17 protein-coding genes are annotated in these 16,956 nt (G+C 68.8%); 11 read left to right on the top strand and 6 right to left on the bottom strand.

From position 1 onward, the window contains the following. Positions 1–84: 84 nt before the first annotated feature. The 4 genes from OG555_RS04410 to OG555_RS04395 all read left to right on the top strand — a co-directional run bounded on the left by OG555_RS04410 (position 85) and on the right by OG555_RS04395 (position 3,681). Positions 85–1,032 (top strand): ABC transporter ATP-binding protein, encoded by a 948-nt coding sequence (locus OG555_RS04410; RefSeq protein WP_329481386.1) that lies wholly within the window; start codon positions 85–87, stop codon positions 1,030–1,032. 3 nt (positions 1,033–1,035) lie between these two features. Continuing rightward, positions 1,036–1,818, top strand: a complete 783-nt coding sequence (locus OG555_RS04405; RefSeq protein WP_329481385.1) for an ABC transporter permease — start codon at positions 1,036–1,038, stop codon at positions 1,816–1,818. A 241-nt stretch (positions 1,819–2,059) separates the two neighbouring features. Continuing rightward, the gene (locus tag OG555_RS04400) at positions 2,060–2,863 is read left to right on the top strand and encodes an ABC transporter permease (protein WP_329481384.1); all 804 of its coding nucleotides are present in this window, start codon (positions 2,060–2,062) and stop codon (positions 2,861–2,863) included. Positions 2,864–2,928: 65 nt separating this feature from the next. Continuing rightward, on the top strand, positions 2,929–3,681 hold the full coding sequence (locus tag OG555_RS04395; RefSeq protein ID WP_329481383.1) for a hypothetical protein: 753 nt from the start codon (positions 2,929–2,931) through the stop codon (positions 3,679–3,681). A gap of 1 nt (position 3,682) precedes the next feature. Here the strand turns inward: OG555_RS04395 and OG555_RS04390 are convergent, their stop codons facing one another. Then, entirely contained in the window at positions 3,683–4,927 is a 1,245-nt protein-coding gene (locus OG555_RS04390; protein WP_329481382.1) for an aminoglycoside phosphotransferase family protein, read from the bottom strand. 53 nt (positions 4,928–4,980) lie between these two features. On the opposite strand from OG555_RS04390, the gene ilvA reads away from it, so the two are divergent. Next, positions 4,981–6,183 (top strand): threonine ammonia-lyase, encoded by a 1,203-nt coding sequence (gene ilvA / locus OG555_RS04385; RefSeq protein ID WP_329481381.1) that lies wholly within the window; start codon positions 4,981–4,983, stop codon positions 6,181–6,183. On the opposite strand, the gene OG555_RS04380 is transcribed toward ilvA, so the two are convergent. Further along, positions 6,184–6,627, bottom strand: a complete 444-nt coding sequence (locus tag OG555_RS04380; RefSeq protein ID WP_329481380.1) for a MarR family winged helix-turn-helix transcriptional regulator — start codon at positions 6,625–6,627, stop codon at positions 6,184–6,186. An 88-nt stretch (positions 6,628–6,715) separates the two neighbouring features. Here OG555_RS04380 and OG555_RS04375 point away from each other — a divergent pair, with 88 nt between their 5' ends. Next, complete coding sequence (locus OG555_RS04375; RefSeq protein WP_329481379.1) at positions 6,716–8,215, top strand: MFS transporter; 1,500 nt, start codon at positions 6,716–6,718, stop codon at positions 8,213–8,215. A 135-nt stretch (positions 8,216–8,350) separates the two neighbouring features. Continuing rightward, positions 8,351–9,334, top strand: coding sequence for a hypothetical protein (locus tag OG555_RS04370; protein WP_329481378.1), 984 nt, complete (start codon positions 8,351–8,353; stop codon positions 9,332–9,334). Here the strand turns inward: OG555_RS04370 and OG555_RS04365 are convergent. The 3 genes from OG555_RS04365 to OG555_RS04355 all read right to left on the bottom strand — a co-directional run bounded on the left by OG555_RS04365 (position 9,316) and on the right by OG555_RS04355 (position 11,910). After that, complete coding sequence (locus OG555_RS04365) at positions 9,316–10,563, bottom strand: MFS transporter (RefSeq protein ID WP_329481377.1); 1,248 nt, start codon at positions 10,561–10,563, stop codon at positions 9,316–9,318. The two genes, OG555_RS04370 and OG555_RS04365, sit on opposite strands and share 19 nt — an antisense overlap. A gap of 211 nt (positions 10,564–10,774) precedes the next feature. Continuing rightward, a complete protein-coding gene (gene greA / locus OG555_RS04360; RefSeq protein WP_329481376.1) occupies positions 10,775–11,287 on the bottom strand; it encodes a transcription elongation factor GreA in 513 nt (170 codons plus the stop codon). A 194-nt stretch (positions 11,288–11,481) separates the two neighbouring features. Further along, positions 11,482–11,910 (bottom strand): DUF4307 domain-containing protein, encoded by a 429-nt coding sequence (locus tag OG555_RS04355; protein WP_329481375.1) that lies wholly within the window; start codon positions 11,908–11,910, stop codon positions 11,482–11,484. Positions 11,911–11,968: 58 nt separating this feature from the next. Here OG555_RS04355 and mca point away from each other — a divergent pair, with 58 nt between their 5' ends. The 3 genes from mca to OG555_RS04340 all read left to right on the top strand — a co-directional run bounded on the left by mca (position 11,969) and on the right by OG555_RS04340 (position 14,307). Further along, the gene (gene mca, locus OG555_RS04350; RefSeq protein WP_329481374.1) at positions 11,969–12,832 is read left to right on the top strand and encodes a mycothiol conjugate amidase Mca; all 864 of its coding nucleotides are present in this window, start codon (positions 11,969–11,971) and stop codon (positions 12,830–12,832) included. Between the two features lie 31 nt (positions 12,833–12,863). Further along, on the top strand, positions 12,864–13,166 hold the full coding sequence (locus OG555_RS04345) for a hypothetical protein (protein WP_329481373.1): 303 nt from the start codon (positions 12,864–12,866) through the stop codon (positions 13,164–13,166). A gap of 115 nt (positions 13,167–13,281) precedes the next feature. Next, positions 13,282–14,307 (top strand): copper resistance D family protein, encoded by a 1,026-nt coding sequence (locus OG555_RS04340; protein ID WP_329481372.1) that lies wholly within the window; start codon positions 13,282–13,284, stop codon positions 14,305–14,307. Here OG555_RS04340 and OG555_RS04335 read toward each other — a convergent pair. Beyond that, complete coding sequence (locus tag OG555_RS04335) at positions 14,293–14,829, bottom strand: nitroreductase family protein (protein ID WP_329481371.1); 537 nt, start codon at positions 14,827–14,829, stop codon at positions 14,293–14,295. The two genes, OG555_RS04340 and OG555_RS04335, sit on opposite strands and share 15 nt — an antisense overlap. A 63-nt stretch (positions 14,830–14,892) precedes the next feature. On the opposite strand from OG555_RS04335, the gene OG555_RS04330 reads away from it, so the two are divergent. After that, on the top strand, positions 14,893–16,869 hold the full coding sequence (locus OG555_RS04330; protein ID WP_329481370.1) for a thioredoxin domain-containing protein: 1,977 nt from the start codon (positions 14,893–14,895) through the stop codon (positions 16,867–16,869). Positions 16,870–16,956 lie beyond the last annotated feature (87 nt).

Below are 16,956 nucleotides of genomic sequence, written 5' to 3'. Positions count from 1 at the left end.
AGCGCTGTTGAGGTTCTACCTTCGGCGCATGGAGCCGCTCAAAACGACAAGAGAAATGTCGGACGGTCCGTCTAGGGTCGGTCCGTGAGTGAGCAGCGGGAGTCCCTGGTCCATGTCCGCGGGCTGCGGAAGTCGTACGGCGACTTCGAGGCAGTGCGCGGGATCGACCTGGACGTCTGGAAGGGCGAGGCGTTCGGGTTCCTCGGGCCGAACGGCGCGGGCAAGTCGTCGACGATGCGGATGATCGGCGCGGTCTCACCGGCCAGTGGCGGCACGCTGCGGATCCTCGGCCTCGATCCGGCCACCGACGGCCCCTCGATCCGGGCCCGGCTCGGCGTGTGCCCGCAGGACGACACACTCGACACCGAGCTGACCGTCCGGGAGAACCTGACGATCTACGGCCGGTACTTCGGTCTCAGCCGGGCCGAGTGCCGCCTCCGGGCGGACGAGTTGCTCGAGTTCGTCGCGCTGACCGAGAAGGCGAACGTCAAGGTCGACGAGCTCTCCGGCGGGATGAAGCGGCGGCTGACGATCGCGCGGTCGCTGGTCAGCAAGCCGGACCTGCTGCTGCTCGACGAGCCGACCACCGGCCTCGACCCGCAGGCCCGGCACCTGTTGTGGGACAAGTTGTTCCGGCTCAAACAGGCCGGCGTGACGCTCATCATCACCACCCACTACATGGACGAGGCCGAGCAGCTGTGCGATCGGCTCGTGGTGATGGACGGCGGCCTGATCGCGGCCGAGGGTTCCCCGGCCGAGCTGATCCGCGACTACTCGACCCGCGAGGTCACCGAGCTGCGGTTCGGTCCGGACGTGATGCTGTCCGACCACGACGCGCTGGCCGGCAAGGTGGAGGACCTCGCCCAGCGCATCGAGGTGCTGCCCGATCGCCTGCTGCTCTATACGGACGACGGTGAGCGCGCGGTCGCCGCCGTACATGAGCGTGGTCTGGAGCCGGCCGCTGTGCTGGTACGGCGCTCCACCCTGGAGGACGTGTTCCTCCGGCTGACCGGCCGGACGTTGGTGGATTAGGACATGGCACTCGCAGTGGAGAACGGGCGGCGCCAGTTCGACTACTGGCTCACCGTCTACAAGCGGACCTGGAAGGGCACGCTGATCAGCAGCTTCCTGCTGCCGCTGCTCTACCTGGCCGCGATGGGGATCGGACTCGGCTCGTTCGTGGACAGCAACGGGACCGGCGCGCTCGGTGGCATGACCTACCTGCAGTACATCGCGCCCGGGCTGCTCGCCGCCACGGCGTTGCAGGTAGCCGTCGGCGAGTCGACGTACCCGGTGATGAGCGGGCTGAAATGGCAGAAGTTCTACTACTCGATGATCGCGACCCCACTGCGCCCGGCGGACGTCGTCTACGGGCAGCTCGGGTTCATCGCCTTCCGGGTGGGCAGCACCTGTGCGGTGTTCCTGGTGGTGATCGCGGCGTTCGGCAGTCTGCAGTCACCGCTGGGCGTGCTGGCTCTGCCGGTTGCGCTGCTGGTCGGAATGGCCGTCGCCGGCCCGGTCGCCGCCTACGCCACCACGCTGGAGAACGACTCGGGCTTCGCGATGATCTTCCGGTTCGGGGTGGTCCCGGCCTTCCTGTTCTCCGGCGCGTTCTTCCCGGTCTCCCAGCTGCCCAACTGGATCGAGTGGCTCGCCTATGTCAGTCCGCTGTGGCACGGGGTCCATCTCTCCCGGGCCCTGGCGGAGGGCTCGGTCAATCCATGGCTCGCGCTCGTCAACGTCGCCTATCTACTGGCCTGGTTCATCATCGGCACCTGGCTCGCCGTCCGCGGCTTCACCAAGAGGTTGATCGGCTGATGGCTGTGCTTTTGGCCGGGCCTCCGGCGCCGGCGGGGTCATGGGGCCTTGGCTCCCGGCCTTCCCTCGTCGCTCCAGTCGCTGTGCTTTCGGCCACGCCTGCGGCGCGGCGGGTCATGGGGCTCTACCTCCCGGCCTTCCCTCGTCGCTCCAGTCGCTTCGCTCCCTCCGCTCCTCAGTCCAGGCCGGGAGGCCCCATGACCGGGCTCCCTACGCTCCTCAGTCCAGGCCGGGAGGCCCCATGACCACCATCGCAGCCCGGGTGGTGCCTGTTCCGGTTCGTGTTGGTGGGGGACGGCACATCGTCGAGCGGAACTTCCTGCTCTATCGGCGGTCCTGGGTCGTCTTCTTGTCCGGCTTCTTCGAGCCGGTGTTCTACCTGCTGTCGATCGGGATCGGGGTCGCCCAGTTGGTCGGCGACTTCACGCTGTCCGACGGCACCGTCATCGGGTACGCCGCCTTCGTCGCGCCGGCGATGCTGGCCAGCTCGGCGATGAACGGTGCGATCTTCGACTCGACGTACAACATCTTCTTCCGGATGAAGTACGCCAAGCTCTACGACTCCATGCTGGCGACGCCGCTGCGGCCGTGGGACGTCGCCACCGGCGAGGTGACCTGGGCGCTGCTGCGCGGCGCCTGCTACTCGGCCATGTTCATCGTGGTGATGCTGATCATGGGCCTGGTGTCGTCGTGGTGGGTGGTGGTCGCGCTGCCGACGTCGGTGCTGATCGGGTTCGCGTTCGCCGGCGCCGGGATGGCGCTGACCACGTTCATGCGCAGCTGGCAGGACTTCGAGTTCGTGCAACTGGCGATCATCCCGATGTTCTTGTTCTCGGCCACCTTCTACCCGGTCGAGACCTACCCCGCCGCGATCCGCTGGCTGGTCGAGATCACCCCGCTCTACCAGGGCGTCGTCCTCGAGCGCGCCTTCACCACCGGCACCGTGAGCTGGTCCCTGCTGATCAACGCCGCCTACCTGGCCGTCATGGGCACCCTCGGCATGTACGTCGCCTCCCGGCGGCTGGGCAAGCTGCTGCTGAAATAGTCACTGAGTGCGACCTGTCGGAACCGGAGGGTTTACAGCGCCGTCGGATAGGCATGATCCGGCGGGTGAGGAATCCGATCGGGGTGTTGCGGCGCAACCAACAGGTCCGGGCCGAGCTGAAGGCACCGCGCGAACGGCTGCCAGGTGGGCGGCGGCGGTGGATTCGGTCGTCGATGAACTGGCTGATCGCCGAGTTCGGGCGGGACGTCCTGCTCCGGCCGATCGTCCTGCCGGACGAGCTGATCCCGACCGGGTACGACGGCAGCCTCGCCGCGGCCGAGGAGCTGTGCGCGCGGGTCGCCGATCGGATGGAGCTGCCGTCGGGCCGGTGCGCGCTCAGCTTCGGGCTCGTCGGTGACGGCGTACGGCGACCGGCGTACCGCGGAGTGGTGAAGGAGCAGGGCGGCCGGTGGCTCCGCGGTGCGGACGGCAACGAGATCCAACTCGCGCCGGCGCTGGCCGCCGATCCGGTCGCCTTGGCGGCGATCTACGCCCACGAGGCCGGACACGAGTTGCTGCTCGGCGGCGACCGGATCTCGTTCGCGCGCCGGCCCGACCACGAGTCGTTGACCGACCTGCTGACCGTGTTCTACGGACTCGGGATCTTCACCGCCAACGCGGCGTACGAACGTCGTCCGCGGCCGAACGGCCGTGGCAAGCAGCCGCTGGCTCGGGGATACCTGCGCGAGGCGGCGCTGTCCGACGCACTCGCGTACTACGCCCTCCTGCGCGGCGAGCGCCACCCGGACTGGGACCGCCACCTCGACCCACCAGTACGCCGAGGTATGCGGAACCAGCTCACCATCCTCAGCAAATGACCTAGTGCTCGAGCAACCGCCGCAACCACCACACCGCGCCGCGGAGCATGGATTCGCGGTCCGGCTCGGACAGGTGGTCCCGCAGGTGCAGGCTGGTCATCGTCTGATGGAGTGCGCCCAGTTCCCTGGCCAGCTCGAGCGCCCGGCGCAGGTCCGCGGGGGCGGCGTACTCCTCCCACTCGGCCAGATACGCATCCTGCACCCGCGCATCCATCGAGAGCGGTGACTTCTCCTCGACGAAGGTCACCAAGTCGAGGAACGGGTGCGAGACCAGTCCGTCGGTCCAGTCGAAGGCCAGCACCTTCCCGTCCCGCACAGCAAGGTTCCGCGGGTGCAGGTCGCCGTGCAGCAGCGTCTCCGGTACGCCGATCGCCGCCAGCTCGGTGATTGCCTCGTGCAACTGTTCGGCCCGCCGCGGCAGCCGCGCACGCTCGGCGGGCTCGAGCAGTTCGGTTGCCGGATTCGGTCCGAGGAGCCGGTCGAGCTCCGCCGCCAGGACATTGAGCCGGCGGTCGACGCAACTGAACTCCAACAGCCGGTCGATCTGATCCACATAGCTGCGCTGCAACCTGGCATGCCCTCGCAGCGCGTCGATCCACACCGCGATGTCAGCCTCGTCGGCCAGCGGGCGACCGAGGTCGGGCAACAGCATCCAAGCGCGCTTCTCGTCGATGGCCAACGGCGCCGGCACCGCGCCGGGCCGGTCGTCCGAGAGGTGCTTCAGGAGCAACGGCTCATGCGCGAAGAGAAGCGGCAATGCGTCGGCGTGAGCCGGCCGGATCGTGCTGGAGTGTGCGAGTGCCTTGAAGTAGACGTCCCCGTCCGGGCCGCTGACGCGCAAGACGTTCGACAAACCCCACGAGCGCACTTGTGTCCACGAGCCCGGAACGTGCTCAGCGATCCAGGGCAGGGCTTCGTCGTACCAGTCCGGCATCGTCCACGCCGGGGTGACGGGGGAGTCCGGCGGCAGGGCGAGGTGTCGCCGAGCGGCCACGACCGCCGGGTCGTCGACGTCGTGCACCCAGTGAGCGTCTTCCGGTACGGAGCCGGTCGAGAGCATCAGGTAGACCATCGGTTCTTCGCTGAGGCAGGTGAGCACAGCGGCGTCGATACCGGGCAGCGCTCGGAGCACCGGCTCGACGTCCGGGAACCAGAACTTCTCGGTGACATCTGCCCGCGGCAGACCCGACGGCAACATCAGGACAGCCTCGTCGGACGCGCGGACCACGACAGCTGTGATTTCCATGACCAGCAGCGTATGTGGCCGGTGCAACGGCTTTTCGTGCGTAGGGTGAGGGCGTGATCGATGCCAGGGACATCGTGCGGGCCGCGGATCTGCTGCATGACGTGGTGGCGCCGACGCCGCTGGAGTACTCGCGCTGGTTGAGCGAGCTCGTCGGCGGTGACGTGTTCCTGAAGTGCGAGAACCTGCAGCGCACCGGGTCGTTCAAGTTGCGTGGCGCCTATGTGCGGATGGCCCGGCTGTCCAAGGCCGAGCGCAAGCGTGGCGTGGTCGCGGCCAGTGCGGGCAACCACGCCCAAGGTGTTGCGCTCGCGGCGCAGCTGCTCGGGGTCAAGGCCACCGTCTTCATGCCGCACGGGGCCCCGATCCCGAAGGAGAAGGCGACCCGCGCGTACGGCGCCGAGGTCCGGTTCGTCGGTACGTCGATCGACGACTGTCTGACCGCGGCACGCGCGTTCGAGGCGGAGACGGGTGCGGTGCTGATCCACCCGTTCGACCATCCGGACATCGTGGCCGGTCAGGCGACCGCCGGACTCGAGATCGTCGAGCAGTGCCCGCAGGTCCGGACGGTCGTCGTACCGACCGGTGGTGGTGGCCTGCTCGCCGGGATCGCGTCCGCGATGCAGCGCGACGGGATGCCGATCGAGGTCGTCGGTGTGCAGGCCGCGGGTGCGGCGGCGTACCCGGCCTCACTGGCGGCCGGTGAGCCGGTCCAGCTCGCTCACATGGCAACAATGGCCGACGGGATCGCGGTCGGGCTGCCGGGCGCGGTGCCGTTCGAGGCGGTCGAGCGGTACGTCGGGGAGGTCCGTACGGTCGGCGAGGATTCGTTGTCCAAGGCACTCTTGCTGGTGCTCGAGCGCGCGAAGCTCGTGGTCGAACCAGCCGGCGCCGCCGCGGTGGCCGCCGTACTCGACGAGCCTCGGCGGTTCAAGCCACCGGTCGTGGTGGTGCTGTCCGGCGGCAACATCGACCCGTTGCTGCTGATGCGCGTGATCCGGCACGGCATGGCGGCAGCCGGCCGGTACCTGTCCTTGCGGGTGCGGATCCCGGACACGCCTGGCGGTCTGGCCACACTGCTCGCGCAGCTCGCCGACCTGGACGTGAACATCATCGAGATCGTGCACGAGCGCATCTCGGAGACACTGCGGCTGGACGAGGTCGAGGTGGCCCTGCAGCTCGAGCTCCGCGGCGAAGACCACCGGGGCCGGGTCCTCAGCACCCTGGCCAGCGACGGCTACACGTACACGTTCAACTGATCAGTCGAGCGGTGTGCAGCTCTTCACCAGCGGTGCGTGCAGCCGCTCGGCGAGAACCTGGCGCTGAGTGGGCTTGGCCTCGGTCTGGCGCCGGAGGCCCTCGTCGGTCAGTCGGACATTGACTGCGCGACGGTCCTCCGGGCACATGTGGCGCTCGACCAGGCCGGCCACCTCGAGGCGGCCGATCACGCGGGACAGCGCGCTCTGGCTCAGGTGCACCGACTTCGCGATCGTCGCGACCTTGGCGGACTGCTCGGGCAGCTCGGCCAGACGCTCGAGCACCTCGTACTCACTCATGCCGAGCTCGTGGCCGGCCTGCAGGGCCCGGTCGAGGGCGCAGGTCAGATCCGCGTGACGAGCCAGCAGCTCGCGCCACTCGCGGACATCGGCACTGGCATCGGCGCTGGTCTCACCAGGACCGGCACTGACCTTCGTAGCGGTCATGGGGCCGACCATAGCATGCACGCGCATTCAATGCAAACGCATTTAATGCCTAGACATTAGATGCACACGCATGGAATAGTCTCCCCTCGTGACACAGACAACGCACACCACATCACCGGCTCGCATGACCTGGGACGCGCGCCTCTGGGGCGCTCTTCTGGTGGTCTGCGGCGTGATCTTCCTCGACGGCCTGGACGTGTCCATGGTCGGCATGTCCCTGCCGTCCATCGGCGCCGACCTGGGCGTCTCCCTCTCGTCCCTGCAGTGGGTCGTGACCGGCTACGTGCTCGGGTACGGCGGCCTGCTGCTGCTCGGCGGCCGGACCGCCGACCTGCTCGGCCGGCGCCGGGTCTTCCTGATCGCGCTGGCCGTGTTCGCCGCGGTCTCGATGCTGAGCTCGCTGGCCACGAACGCCGAACTGCTCATCGCGGCGCGGTTCGTCAAGGGCGTCGCCGCCGCGTTCACCGCACCGGCCGCGCTCTCCATCATCACCACGACCTTCCACGAGGGCCCGGACCGCAACCGCGCCCTCAGCATCTTCACCACCTGCGCCGCCAGCGGCTTCTCGATGGGCCTGATCCTGGGCGGCGCGCTGACCGAGGTCGGCTGGCGCTGGACCTTCCTGATGCCCGGCCCGGTCGCCCTGATCGTGCTGCTGTTCGCGCTCAAGCTGATCCCGAACAGCCCGCGCGACAACACCTCCGGCGGGTACGACGTCCCCGGTGCGATCACCGTCACCGGCGGCATGCTGTCCCTGGTCTACGCCGTCGTCGGCGCCGAGCACGCCGGCTGGGTGTCGGTGCAGACCTTCGGGATGTTCGCGCTGGCGATCGTCCTGCTGGGCGCGTTCGTCGCGATCGAGCTGCGGTCCAAGCACCCGCTGGTCCGGCTCGGCATCCTGCGCAACGCCTCGCTCCGGCGGGCGAACCTGGCCATCCTGACCGTGTTCGGTGCGTACGTCGCCTTCCAGCTGATCGGCACCTTGTACATGCAGAACCTGCTCGGCTGGTCGTCGTTCGAGACCGCGCTGGCGTTCCTGCCGGCCGGCCTGCTGGTCGCCACCCTGTCGCCGAACGCGGGCAAGCTGGCCGACCGGTTCGGCACCGAGGCGATGATCGTCACCTCGATGGCGCTGTTCGTCGCCGGGTACGCCCTGTCGCTGCGGATCGGCCCGGAGGCGGCGTACTTCTCGACCGTGTTCCCGACCATCATGCTGCTCGGCCTCGGGTTCGCGATCGGGTTCCCGGCGCTGAACATCCAGGCGGTGTCGGGTGTCCCGGACCACGAGCAGGGGCTGGCGTCCGGACTGTTCAACACCTCCAATCAGGTCGGCGGCGCGGTGGTCCTGGCGATCGTGACCGCGGTGATCAGCAGCCAGTCGGTCGGTGTGACCACGCCGGCCGGGATGCTGTCGGCGTACAAGCCGGGGCTGGGTGTGGTGACCGGGATCGCGGCACTCGGTCTGGTGATCGCGCTGACCGGTCTGCGTGGGCTGAAGGCCCGGCGGGCGGCTGAGGCGGCCGAGACCGCCGAGCTGGCCGCCGTACAGAACGAACTGGCCGAGGAGGAGATGACCCCGGCCGCGTGACAACAACCAGCTCCGTCGTGGGCTGTGTACATAGAGACGCGGTTGCGGGTCCCGGGCTACTCTCCGGGGCCCGCACTGCTGCTTTGGGGGCGATCCCGGATTGGTTTCGACCCAGTGGGGTGCTGGACTGGGGGCATGAGCAACCAGAGCTACGACCAAAGGGTCAAGGACATCCTCGACCGGGTCGCGAAGGGCCACCTCTCCACCGAGGAGGCCACCACCTTGATCGCCGCCATCACGACCCCGGGCACGGCCCAGGCCGACGAGCCGGCAGCACAGCCTCCGGTTGCCGAAGACGTCGTACCTGACGAGACTCCGTCGACCTCGGTCTGGGCGGACGTTGTCGACTCACCGGATGCGGTGGACGCGCCGGTCGCCGAAACCGTCGTGACTGGCGTCCAGGACAGTGTTGTGGACGAGGCGCCGGCGGCTTCCGACGAAGTTGTCGAAGAAGAAGAGGTCGAGGAACAGCACAGCAATGTGCCGATGCCGGCCGGCGTGCAGCGGGTGACCGTGCGCGCCATCGGGCGGCGGGTGCGGCTGATCGGCGAGCCCGCGATCAACGGCGTCGCCGTGGACGGGCCGCACGTGATCAAGCGTGACGGCGACACCCTGGCGATCAGCAGCGAAGGTGACATGGGTGTCTCGATCGACGGGTTCAGCATGCTGCGCAACCCGACCGATCTGAAGTCACACGTGAACGGCCTGGCCAAGGAGTTGTCCATCCGGGTGAACCCGAGCCTCCAGGTCGAGGTCGAGGTGACCGGCGGCAGCGTCAACGCCGAGCGCCTGCCGGGGCTGTCCCGGGTCCGCGTCACCGCCGGTACGGCGAAGGTCGCGGATGTGGACGGCCCGATCGACCTGCTCGTCCAGGCCGGTTCGGCCACCCTGGACGCGCAGATCACCAAGGGTCGCTCCCGTGTCCGGGTCGAGTCCGGCACGGCCAACGTGTCGCTGCGTCGCGGCTCCGACGTCCGCGTCCACACCGAGGCACAGCTCGGCCGCGTCACCTGGACCGGTGCGGTCTCCGGTCAGTCCAAGGATGTGGAGATCGGCCGCGGCCGCGCCGCCCTCGACGTCGAGGTCTTGGTCGGCACCGCTCAGATCGTCTCCGACTGATCCGCCTGCTGGGTCGCCGGGACCGTGCGCAACGTACGGAACGGTGAGAGGTAGAGGAACACCGTGCCGGCCAGTGCGGCCAGACCGGCGACCCAGAGTGTGGCGCGCAGTCCGAAGACAGTGCCGAGCGCTCCGCCCAGCAGACTGCCGAGCGGAGCGGCGCCCCAGCCGACGAAGCTCATGGTGGCGCTGACCCGGCCCTGCAGCTCCGGTGGGCACACGCGCTGCCGGATGCTCACCTGCAGGATGTAGCAGATGGTGATGCAGAATCCGGCGAGCAGCATCGAGACGACGTACCAGCCCACCTGCCAGCCCGGTGCGGTCAGCGCCTGCAGTGTGAACGCGACGCCGATGCCCGTCGACGAGAGCAGGAGCATGCGGGCATCGCCGTACCGGTTGCTGATCCTCTCCGTAACCGCCGACGCGACGATGGCTCCGAGCAGACCGATCATGCTGAGTACGCCGATGGTCCCCGGCTGCAGGTGAACCTCGCGGACCAGGTAGACGATCATGATCGCGCCGGCTGCTGCCTGGAACAGCATGGTCGTTGCCGTGTTCAGTGCGATCGGCCGCAGTAGTGGGTGGGTGAAGACGTAGCGCATGCCGTCCGCGATCTCCCGGCGCAGGTCGGGATGGTCCGCCTTCGCCGGCCGGGCTTCCGGCGTACGGATCGAGCGAAGCCATAGTGCGGACCACAGGAAGCTCAGGGCGTCCAGTCCGATCGTCACGGCCGCACCGAGCCACTGGACAAGTACACCGCCTGCACCAGCGCCGATCACCGCGCCGATGGAGTGATTGGCGGCCAGCTTGGCGTTGCCCGGCAACAGCTGGTCCGGCTCGAGCAGCCGGGGTGGATAGGTGCTGTGCGCCACGTCGAACAGCACCGTGAGGATCCCGGTCAGCGCCAGTACGACGTACAGCTGCGTGAGACTCAGTACGCCGAACCACGCGGCAACCGGGATCGACGCGAAGAGCAGTGCGCGACCCAGATCGGCGTACACGAGCACCGGGAGACATCTGATCCGGTCGACCCACGCACCGGCGAACAGACCGAGCAACAGCCACGCCGCGGTCTCGCACGTCCGCAGCAGCGAGACCTGGAGGGTGGACGCGTCCAGGGTGAGTACGGCGAGCAGTGGGATCGCGATCATGCTCAGGCGCGAGCCCAGCTGGCTGAGCAGGTCTGCGGTCCACAGACGCCGGAAGTCGGGGTGGCGGAGGATGCCCATGCGGCGACCGTAGGCGCCGAGTTGAGCCGTGTCGACTCAACTATCAACAAAATTGAGCCCGATAGACTCAAGTCTGAACCCGCTCGAAAGTGTCGGCGTCGCCGCTCGTCGACGCGCGATCAGGACAACATGCGCTTCGCGCCGGCCACTCACTAGGCCGAAAAGCAAGCGCCCCGGTGGTTGTCCACCGGGGCGCTCGGAGCTGGGTGGGTCAGCCGGTGAAGGGTTCGGCAGCGACGATCTCGACGGTGACGTCCTTGCCGTTCGGGGCCTCGTAGGTGGCCTTCTCGCCCTTCTTCTTACCCAGGATCGCCGAACCGAGCGGGGACTGTGGCGAATACACGTCGATGTCGACCGACGCGTCGAGGGCGAGCAGTTCGCGGGAGCCGAGCAGGAACGTCTCGACGTCGTCGTCACCGGCGAACTTGATCGAGACCTTCATCCCGGGCTCGACCTTGCCGCCCTTCTTCGGGGTCTCGCCGACCCGGGCGCGGCGGAGCATGTCCTCCAGCTGCCGGATCCGCGCCTCGATCTTGCCCTGCTCGTCCTTGGCGGCGTGATAGCCGCCGTTCTCCTTCAGGTCGCCCTCGTCCCTGGCCTCGCTGATGCGCTGGGTGATCTCGGCACGGGCGGGGCCCTTGAGGTGCTCGAGCTCAGCCTTCAGCTGGTCGTAACCGTCCTGCGTCAGCCAGACAACGCTGTCCTCTTCGATCCTTTGCGTCACGGGCTGCTCCTTGTGTCGGTGGGGATGGGCAGAAATGCTTCTGGCCGCCGTCGTCGACGGCGACCAATCCACTCAGCGTAGCAAGATCCGGCAGAGAACCCCACAGTTCTTTGACCTCTCAAACGCTGGGAAATCGCTTGCCTGGAGGTTTTTCCCGGGTCTCGGCCATCGGATGGCAATCGGTTGCCGACGGGTCAGTGGGGATGGTGGGAGTCGGCCGTCGTGCAGCCGATCAGCACGACGGAGGTGGCCGAGCGCTGGGTTGTCAGGGTGGCGGGGAGGGTCTGGTGGCGGGCGGAATCGGCCGGGATGGTGAGGGTGAGCTCGCCGACGATCGAGAAGTCGGCGGCCTTCGCCTGCAGGCGGCAGTTCGCCTCGACGGACTTGGTCCGGTCCACCTGGATGGTCGCCTTCGCGCTGGTGGCCGACATCACCTCGAAACCGAGCAGCCGCGACGTCACCGGCGGATTCGATCCGATCACCGCCGCCCACGTCAGCCAGCCCAGACCGGCCAGCACGACGACGGCCAGCACGCCGATCAGCACCGGCCGGCGCGACCTCCGGTCCCGTCCGTACCGGGCGTCGAGGTCGGTGGTCGGGCTGCTGGCAGATGACTCGGTCAACGGGGGTCCAGGGGGTCGGTCGTGGGTTTGAGCTGGGCTTGGAGGACCATTGTGTCTTGTGAGTGGAGATCTTCGGTTGTTGCATGTGCACGCCCACCCGGATGACGAGTCGAGTAAGGGAGCCGCTTCGACGGCTCGGTATGTGGCCGAAGGTGTCGAGGTCATGGTGGCCACGTGTACCGGTGGTGAGCGCGGGTCGATCCTGAACCCGAAGATGGACCGCCCGGAGGTGCTGGCGAACATCACCGAGATCCGCCGCAAGGAGATGGACGCGGCCCGGGAGATCCTCGGCATCCGGCAGGAGTGGCTCGGCTGGGTGGACTCGGGATTTCCCGAGGGTGACCCGCTGCCGCCGTTGCCGGAGGGCTGCTTCGCCGCGCTCAAGGTCGAGGACGCCGCCGCCCCGCTGGTGAAGCTGATCCGCGAGTTCCGCCCGCAGGTCGTCACGACGTACGACGAGAACGGCGGCTACCCGCACCCGGACCACGTGATGTGCCACACGATCACCGTGGCCGCGTTCGAGGCGGCCGGCGACAAGGACGCCTACCCGGAGCTCGGCGAGCCGTGGCAGCCGCTCAAGCTGTATTACCACCACACCTTCCACTACGAGCGGATGAAGGCGCTGCACGACGCGATGATCGCGCGCGGCCTGGAGTCGCCGTACGCCGAGCGCCTCAAGGACTGGAAGCCGGACCCGGAGAACGAGCGCCGGATCACCACCCGGGTCGAGTGCGCGGAGTACTTCGCCACCCGGGACAAGGCCCTGCTCGCGCACGCCACCCAGATCGACCCCGACGGCGCGTGGTTCGCCGTACCGCTGGAAGTGCACCAGGCGGCCTGGCCGACCGAGGACTACGAGCTGGCCCGGAGTCTGGTCGAGCCGGAACTACCTGAGGACGATCTGTTCGCGGGGCTGCGCTGACGGCGGGCATAGACAGTGAGAGACTGGTGGCGTGATAGCGACGACCTCCCTTCTGACGGCCGAGATCGATCCGAACTCGGTGCGCCCCGGATGGGTCGCGCTGCTGATCGTGCTCGCACTCGGTGCCGCCACGGCGCTGCTGGTGCGCAACATGGGCAAGCAGTTGAAGAAGATCGACTTCGACGGCGATGGTGCGGACGCCCCAGCACCGTCCGACGGCCCAGCGACCACGGACAGCTCGCCGTCCCCGGCTGGCGATGCCGAGCCGACGGATACGGCCGCTACGACGGAGAAGCCGACGCAGAGTGATTCGAAGGAACACTCTCAGCACTGATTTCGGTCAGCTTCGCGACACGGTGATCACGAGATGGTGTCGGGCTGGGCGGCCCTCCTCCGGCTGACCCTATAGTGAGCCGGGTGTCGAATGGTGCCGAAGCCGGGTCCGCTCTGTGACCGCGACCCGCGCCGCCCGGCATCGCATGCCCGGACGTCTGGTCGCGGGTGGCGTGGGTGCGATCGTCATCGCCTCGGTGGCCCTCGTGGTGGGCCTGTTCGCGGCCGACAGTGAGCCCCGCTACCTCGGTGGGATCGGCGGGCCGAGCGTGTTCGTCTCGTGGCTGCTGCCGTTCTTCCGGCTGATCGCCACGCTCGCGACCGTCGGCTGCGCCGGCGCTCTGCTCGCCGCGGTCGTCCTGCTCCGGGTCGAAGGCGGTCCGCTCGGCGTCCAGGGGCGCCGCGCCATCCGGGATGCCAGCAACTCGGCCTTCATCTGGGCGGTCTGCGCCTTCGCCGGCGCGATCGTCACCGCGTCGATCCTGCTCGACACCCCGGTGAACCTGCTCCGCTTCCGCCTCGACGACGCCCTCGGCGTCCCCGAGGTGAAGGCCCTGCTGATCACCGGCATCCTGGTCCTTGCCCTGGCCGTCGGCATCCGCCGGGTGCAGACCTCGTCGGCCGCGGGTCTCGGCGTCCTGGTCGCCGTCGCGGCCCTTGTCCCGACCGCGCTCACGGCGTACCCGCGCAACGAGTCGTACGTCGTCCTCGCCGGGGCGGCCCTGGTCGTGCACGTCATCGCCGCGACCACGTGGATCGGCGGCCTGGCGGGTCTCGTCCGCTACGGGCGGGCCAGCCGGACCGGACTCCCGATCGTGCTCGAGCGGTTCAACCAGGTCGCGCTGATCTCGTCGATCGCCGTCCTCCTCAGCGGCCTGATCAGCGCCGCCGGCCGCCTGGCCGCGATGGGTGGCGGCTGGGGTACGGTCCTGGATGCCCTCACCTCGGACGCGTACGGCGCGCTCCTGATCGCGAAGATCGGGGCCTTCCTGCTCCTGATCATCCTCGCCTGGCTTCAGCGCCGCCGAGCCGTCGGCGACCTCCTCGACGGCGGCACGCCGTTCTGGCAGGTCGTCGGCACCGAACTCTTCGTCATGGCCCTGACCCTGGGCCTGTCGGTCGCCCTGTCACAGACCGCCTGACCACGGCGCGGTGCGCAGATCGGCCGCGCTGCGCCGCTCCCGGTCCGGCGGGCGTTCCTCGGCGGCCCGGCCGACCGCGATCATCGAGACGATGTGCCATCCCGCGCCGGGCGCCAGGTCCGCGGTCAGCCCGTCGAGATCGAAGGCCCGGAACTGCCGGCAGGCCAGACCCATCGCCTGAGCCTGCAGCGTCAGATGGGCCACCGACTGGCCGAGGTCGTAGTCCGCGAAGTCCGAGTAGGCCCAGTCGGTGTCCTCGATGTAGCGATGCGCCATCGTCACGACGAGCAGGCCGGCGCTCGGCGCCCACCGTCCCGAGCTGGCCGCGAGATGCCGCACGATCCGCTTGTGCTCGGGCTCGTCCCGCCGCGCCGTGAAGTACGCCCAGGGCTGCGAGTTGCCTGCCGACGGCGCCCAACGAGCGGCTTCCAGTAACAACTCCACGTCGTCCTCGGTGATCGTCCACTCAGGATCGAACCGAAGCGGGCTGAACCGCGACGCGAGCAACGGATGAACGTGCATGCCAGGGGCAACTCCGATCCGGCCCGGTCCATTCCGCTCGACCGGAGCGCATACGGTGGGGCCATGGCGTCCGTCAACGAGCTCGGCCGGAGTACCAGCCCGTATCTCCGGCAGCATGCGGAGAACCCGGTGGCGTGGCGGGAGTGGTCGGACAAGGCTTTCCAGGAGGCGCGGGAGCGGGACGTGCCGGTGTTCCTGTCGGTGGGGTACTCCGCTTGTCACTGGTGTCACGTGATGGCGCATGAGTCGTTCGAGGACGAAGCGACGGCGGCGTACCTGAACGAGCACTTCGTCAGCATCAAGGTGGATCGGGAGGAGCGGCCGGACGTCGACGCGATCTATATGGCGGCGACGGTCGCGATGATCGGCCAGGGCGGCTGGCCGATGTCGGTGTTCCTGACACCGGACGCGGAGCCGTTCTTCTGCGGCACGTACTTTCCCAACGATCCGCGTGGCGGGATGGCGTCGTTCCGGCAGGTGCTGGAGTCGCTGGCCGACGCGTGGCAGACCAAGCGGGACCAGATCGACGGGATCGGCCGGCGAGTGGTCAAGCAGCTCGGAGCCCAGCAGCAACCGGTCCCGGGAGAGTTCGACACCGCGAAGGCTGCTCAGCTCCTGCGGACCGACTTCGATCCGGTGGACGCGGGGTTCGGGCGGGCGCCGAAGTTCCCGCCGTCGATGGTCCTCGACTTCCTGCTCCGCCACCACCGCCGGACCGGTTCGGCCGACGCGCTCGCGATGGTCGCGCAGACCTGCGACCGGATGGCTCGGGGTGGGATGTACGACCAGCTCGCCGGAGGGTTCGCGCGGTACTCGGTCGACGGTCAGTGGGTCGTCCCGCACTTCGAGAAGATGCTCTACGACAACGCCCTGCTGCTCGACGTCTACACGCAGTGGTGGACGGTCGGTGGCGACCCGCTCGCCCGGCGCGTCGCCGAGGAGACCGCCGAGTTCCTCCTGACGGAACTCCGCACGCCGGACGGTGGTTTCGCCTCCGCCCTCGACGCCGACACCGAAGGGGAGGAGGGCAAGTACTACGTCTGGACCCCCGCGCAACTGCGTGACGAGCTGGGTGACGACGCCGGCTGGGTGATCGACGTCTGCGACGTCACCGGGACTTTCGAGCACGGCTCCTCGGTCCTCCAGCTTCGCGCGGACCCCGACGACCCCGAGCGCTGGCAGCGCATCCGGGCCACCCTGCGGCATGCCCGCAGCCACCGCACCTACCCCGGCCGCGACGACAAGGTGGTCGCCGCCTGGAACGGCCTGGCCATCACCGCCCTCACCCGCGCCGGCATCGTCCTCGACAAGCCCGAGTACGTCGAAGCCGCCGAGCACGCGGCCAGATTGGTCCGGAACGTGCACCTCGACCACGACACCGGCCGGCTCCATCGCACTTCCCGCGACGGGGTGCGCGGCACGGCTCACGGTGTGCTCGAGGACTACACGGCGTACGCGCAAGGGTGTCTGACGCTGTTGGGTGCCACCGGCAACATCGAGTGGTTCGAGACGGCCGAGCGGCTGCTGGACCGGACCCTGGAGCAGTTCGTTGCCGATGGCTCCTACTTCGACACGGCGGCCGACGCCGAGGAGCTGGTCTGGCGTCCGCAGGACCCGACCGACAACGCCAGCCCGTCCGGCGTCAGCCTGGCCGCCGAGGCCTTCACGACGCTGGCGAGCCTGACCGGATCGGTCCGCTACGAAACCGCCGCACAGCAGGCGCTACAGGCCTCGGCCACCATCGCGGACCGCGCGCCGAGGTTCGCCGGCCGCGCGCTCGCGGTCGCCGAGACGATCGCCGCCGGTCCACTGGAGATCGCGATCGCGGGGGATTCACCCGAGCTGCGCCGGACCGCGCTGACCGAGGCGCCGTGGGGTACGGCGATCGTTGCCGGCGGCCCCGGTCTCGCCGTACCGCTGATGGCGGGCCGGGATCTCGTCGACGGCCGGGCGGCGGCGTACGTCTGTCAGAAATTCACCTGCCGGCTTCCGATCGTGTTGCCGGAAGACCTTCGCCGGGAACTGAAACCCCAGGCCTGACACCGGCATGGGCGCGGGTTTTCCCTGTCGTTTCGCCCAGATCCCTTGACTCCCGCGCCGCTGGCGACCAGAGTCCTCCCTCAGTCG

Origin of the sequence: Kribbella sp. NBC_01484 (genome assembly GCF_036227145.1) — a bacterium.
Taxonomy (GTDB): Bacteria; Actinomycetota; Actinomycetes; order Propionibacteriales; family Kribbellaceae; genus Kribbella.
This window is presented reverse-complemented; position numbering and strand designations above follow the sequence as displayed.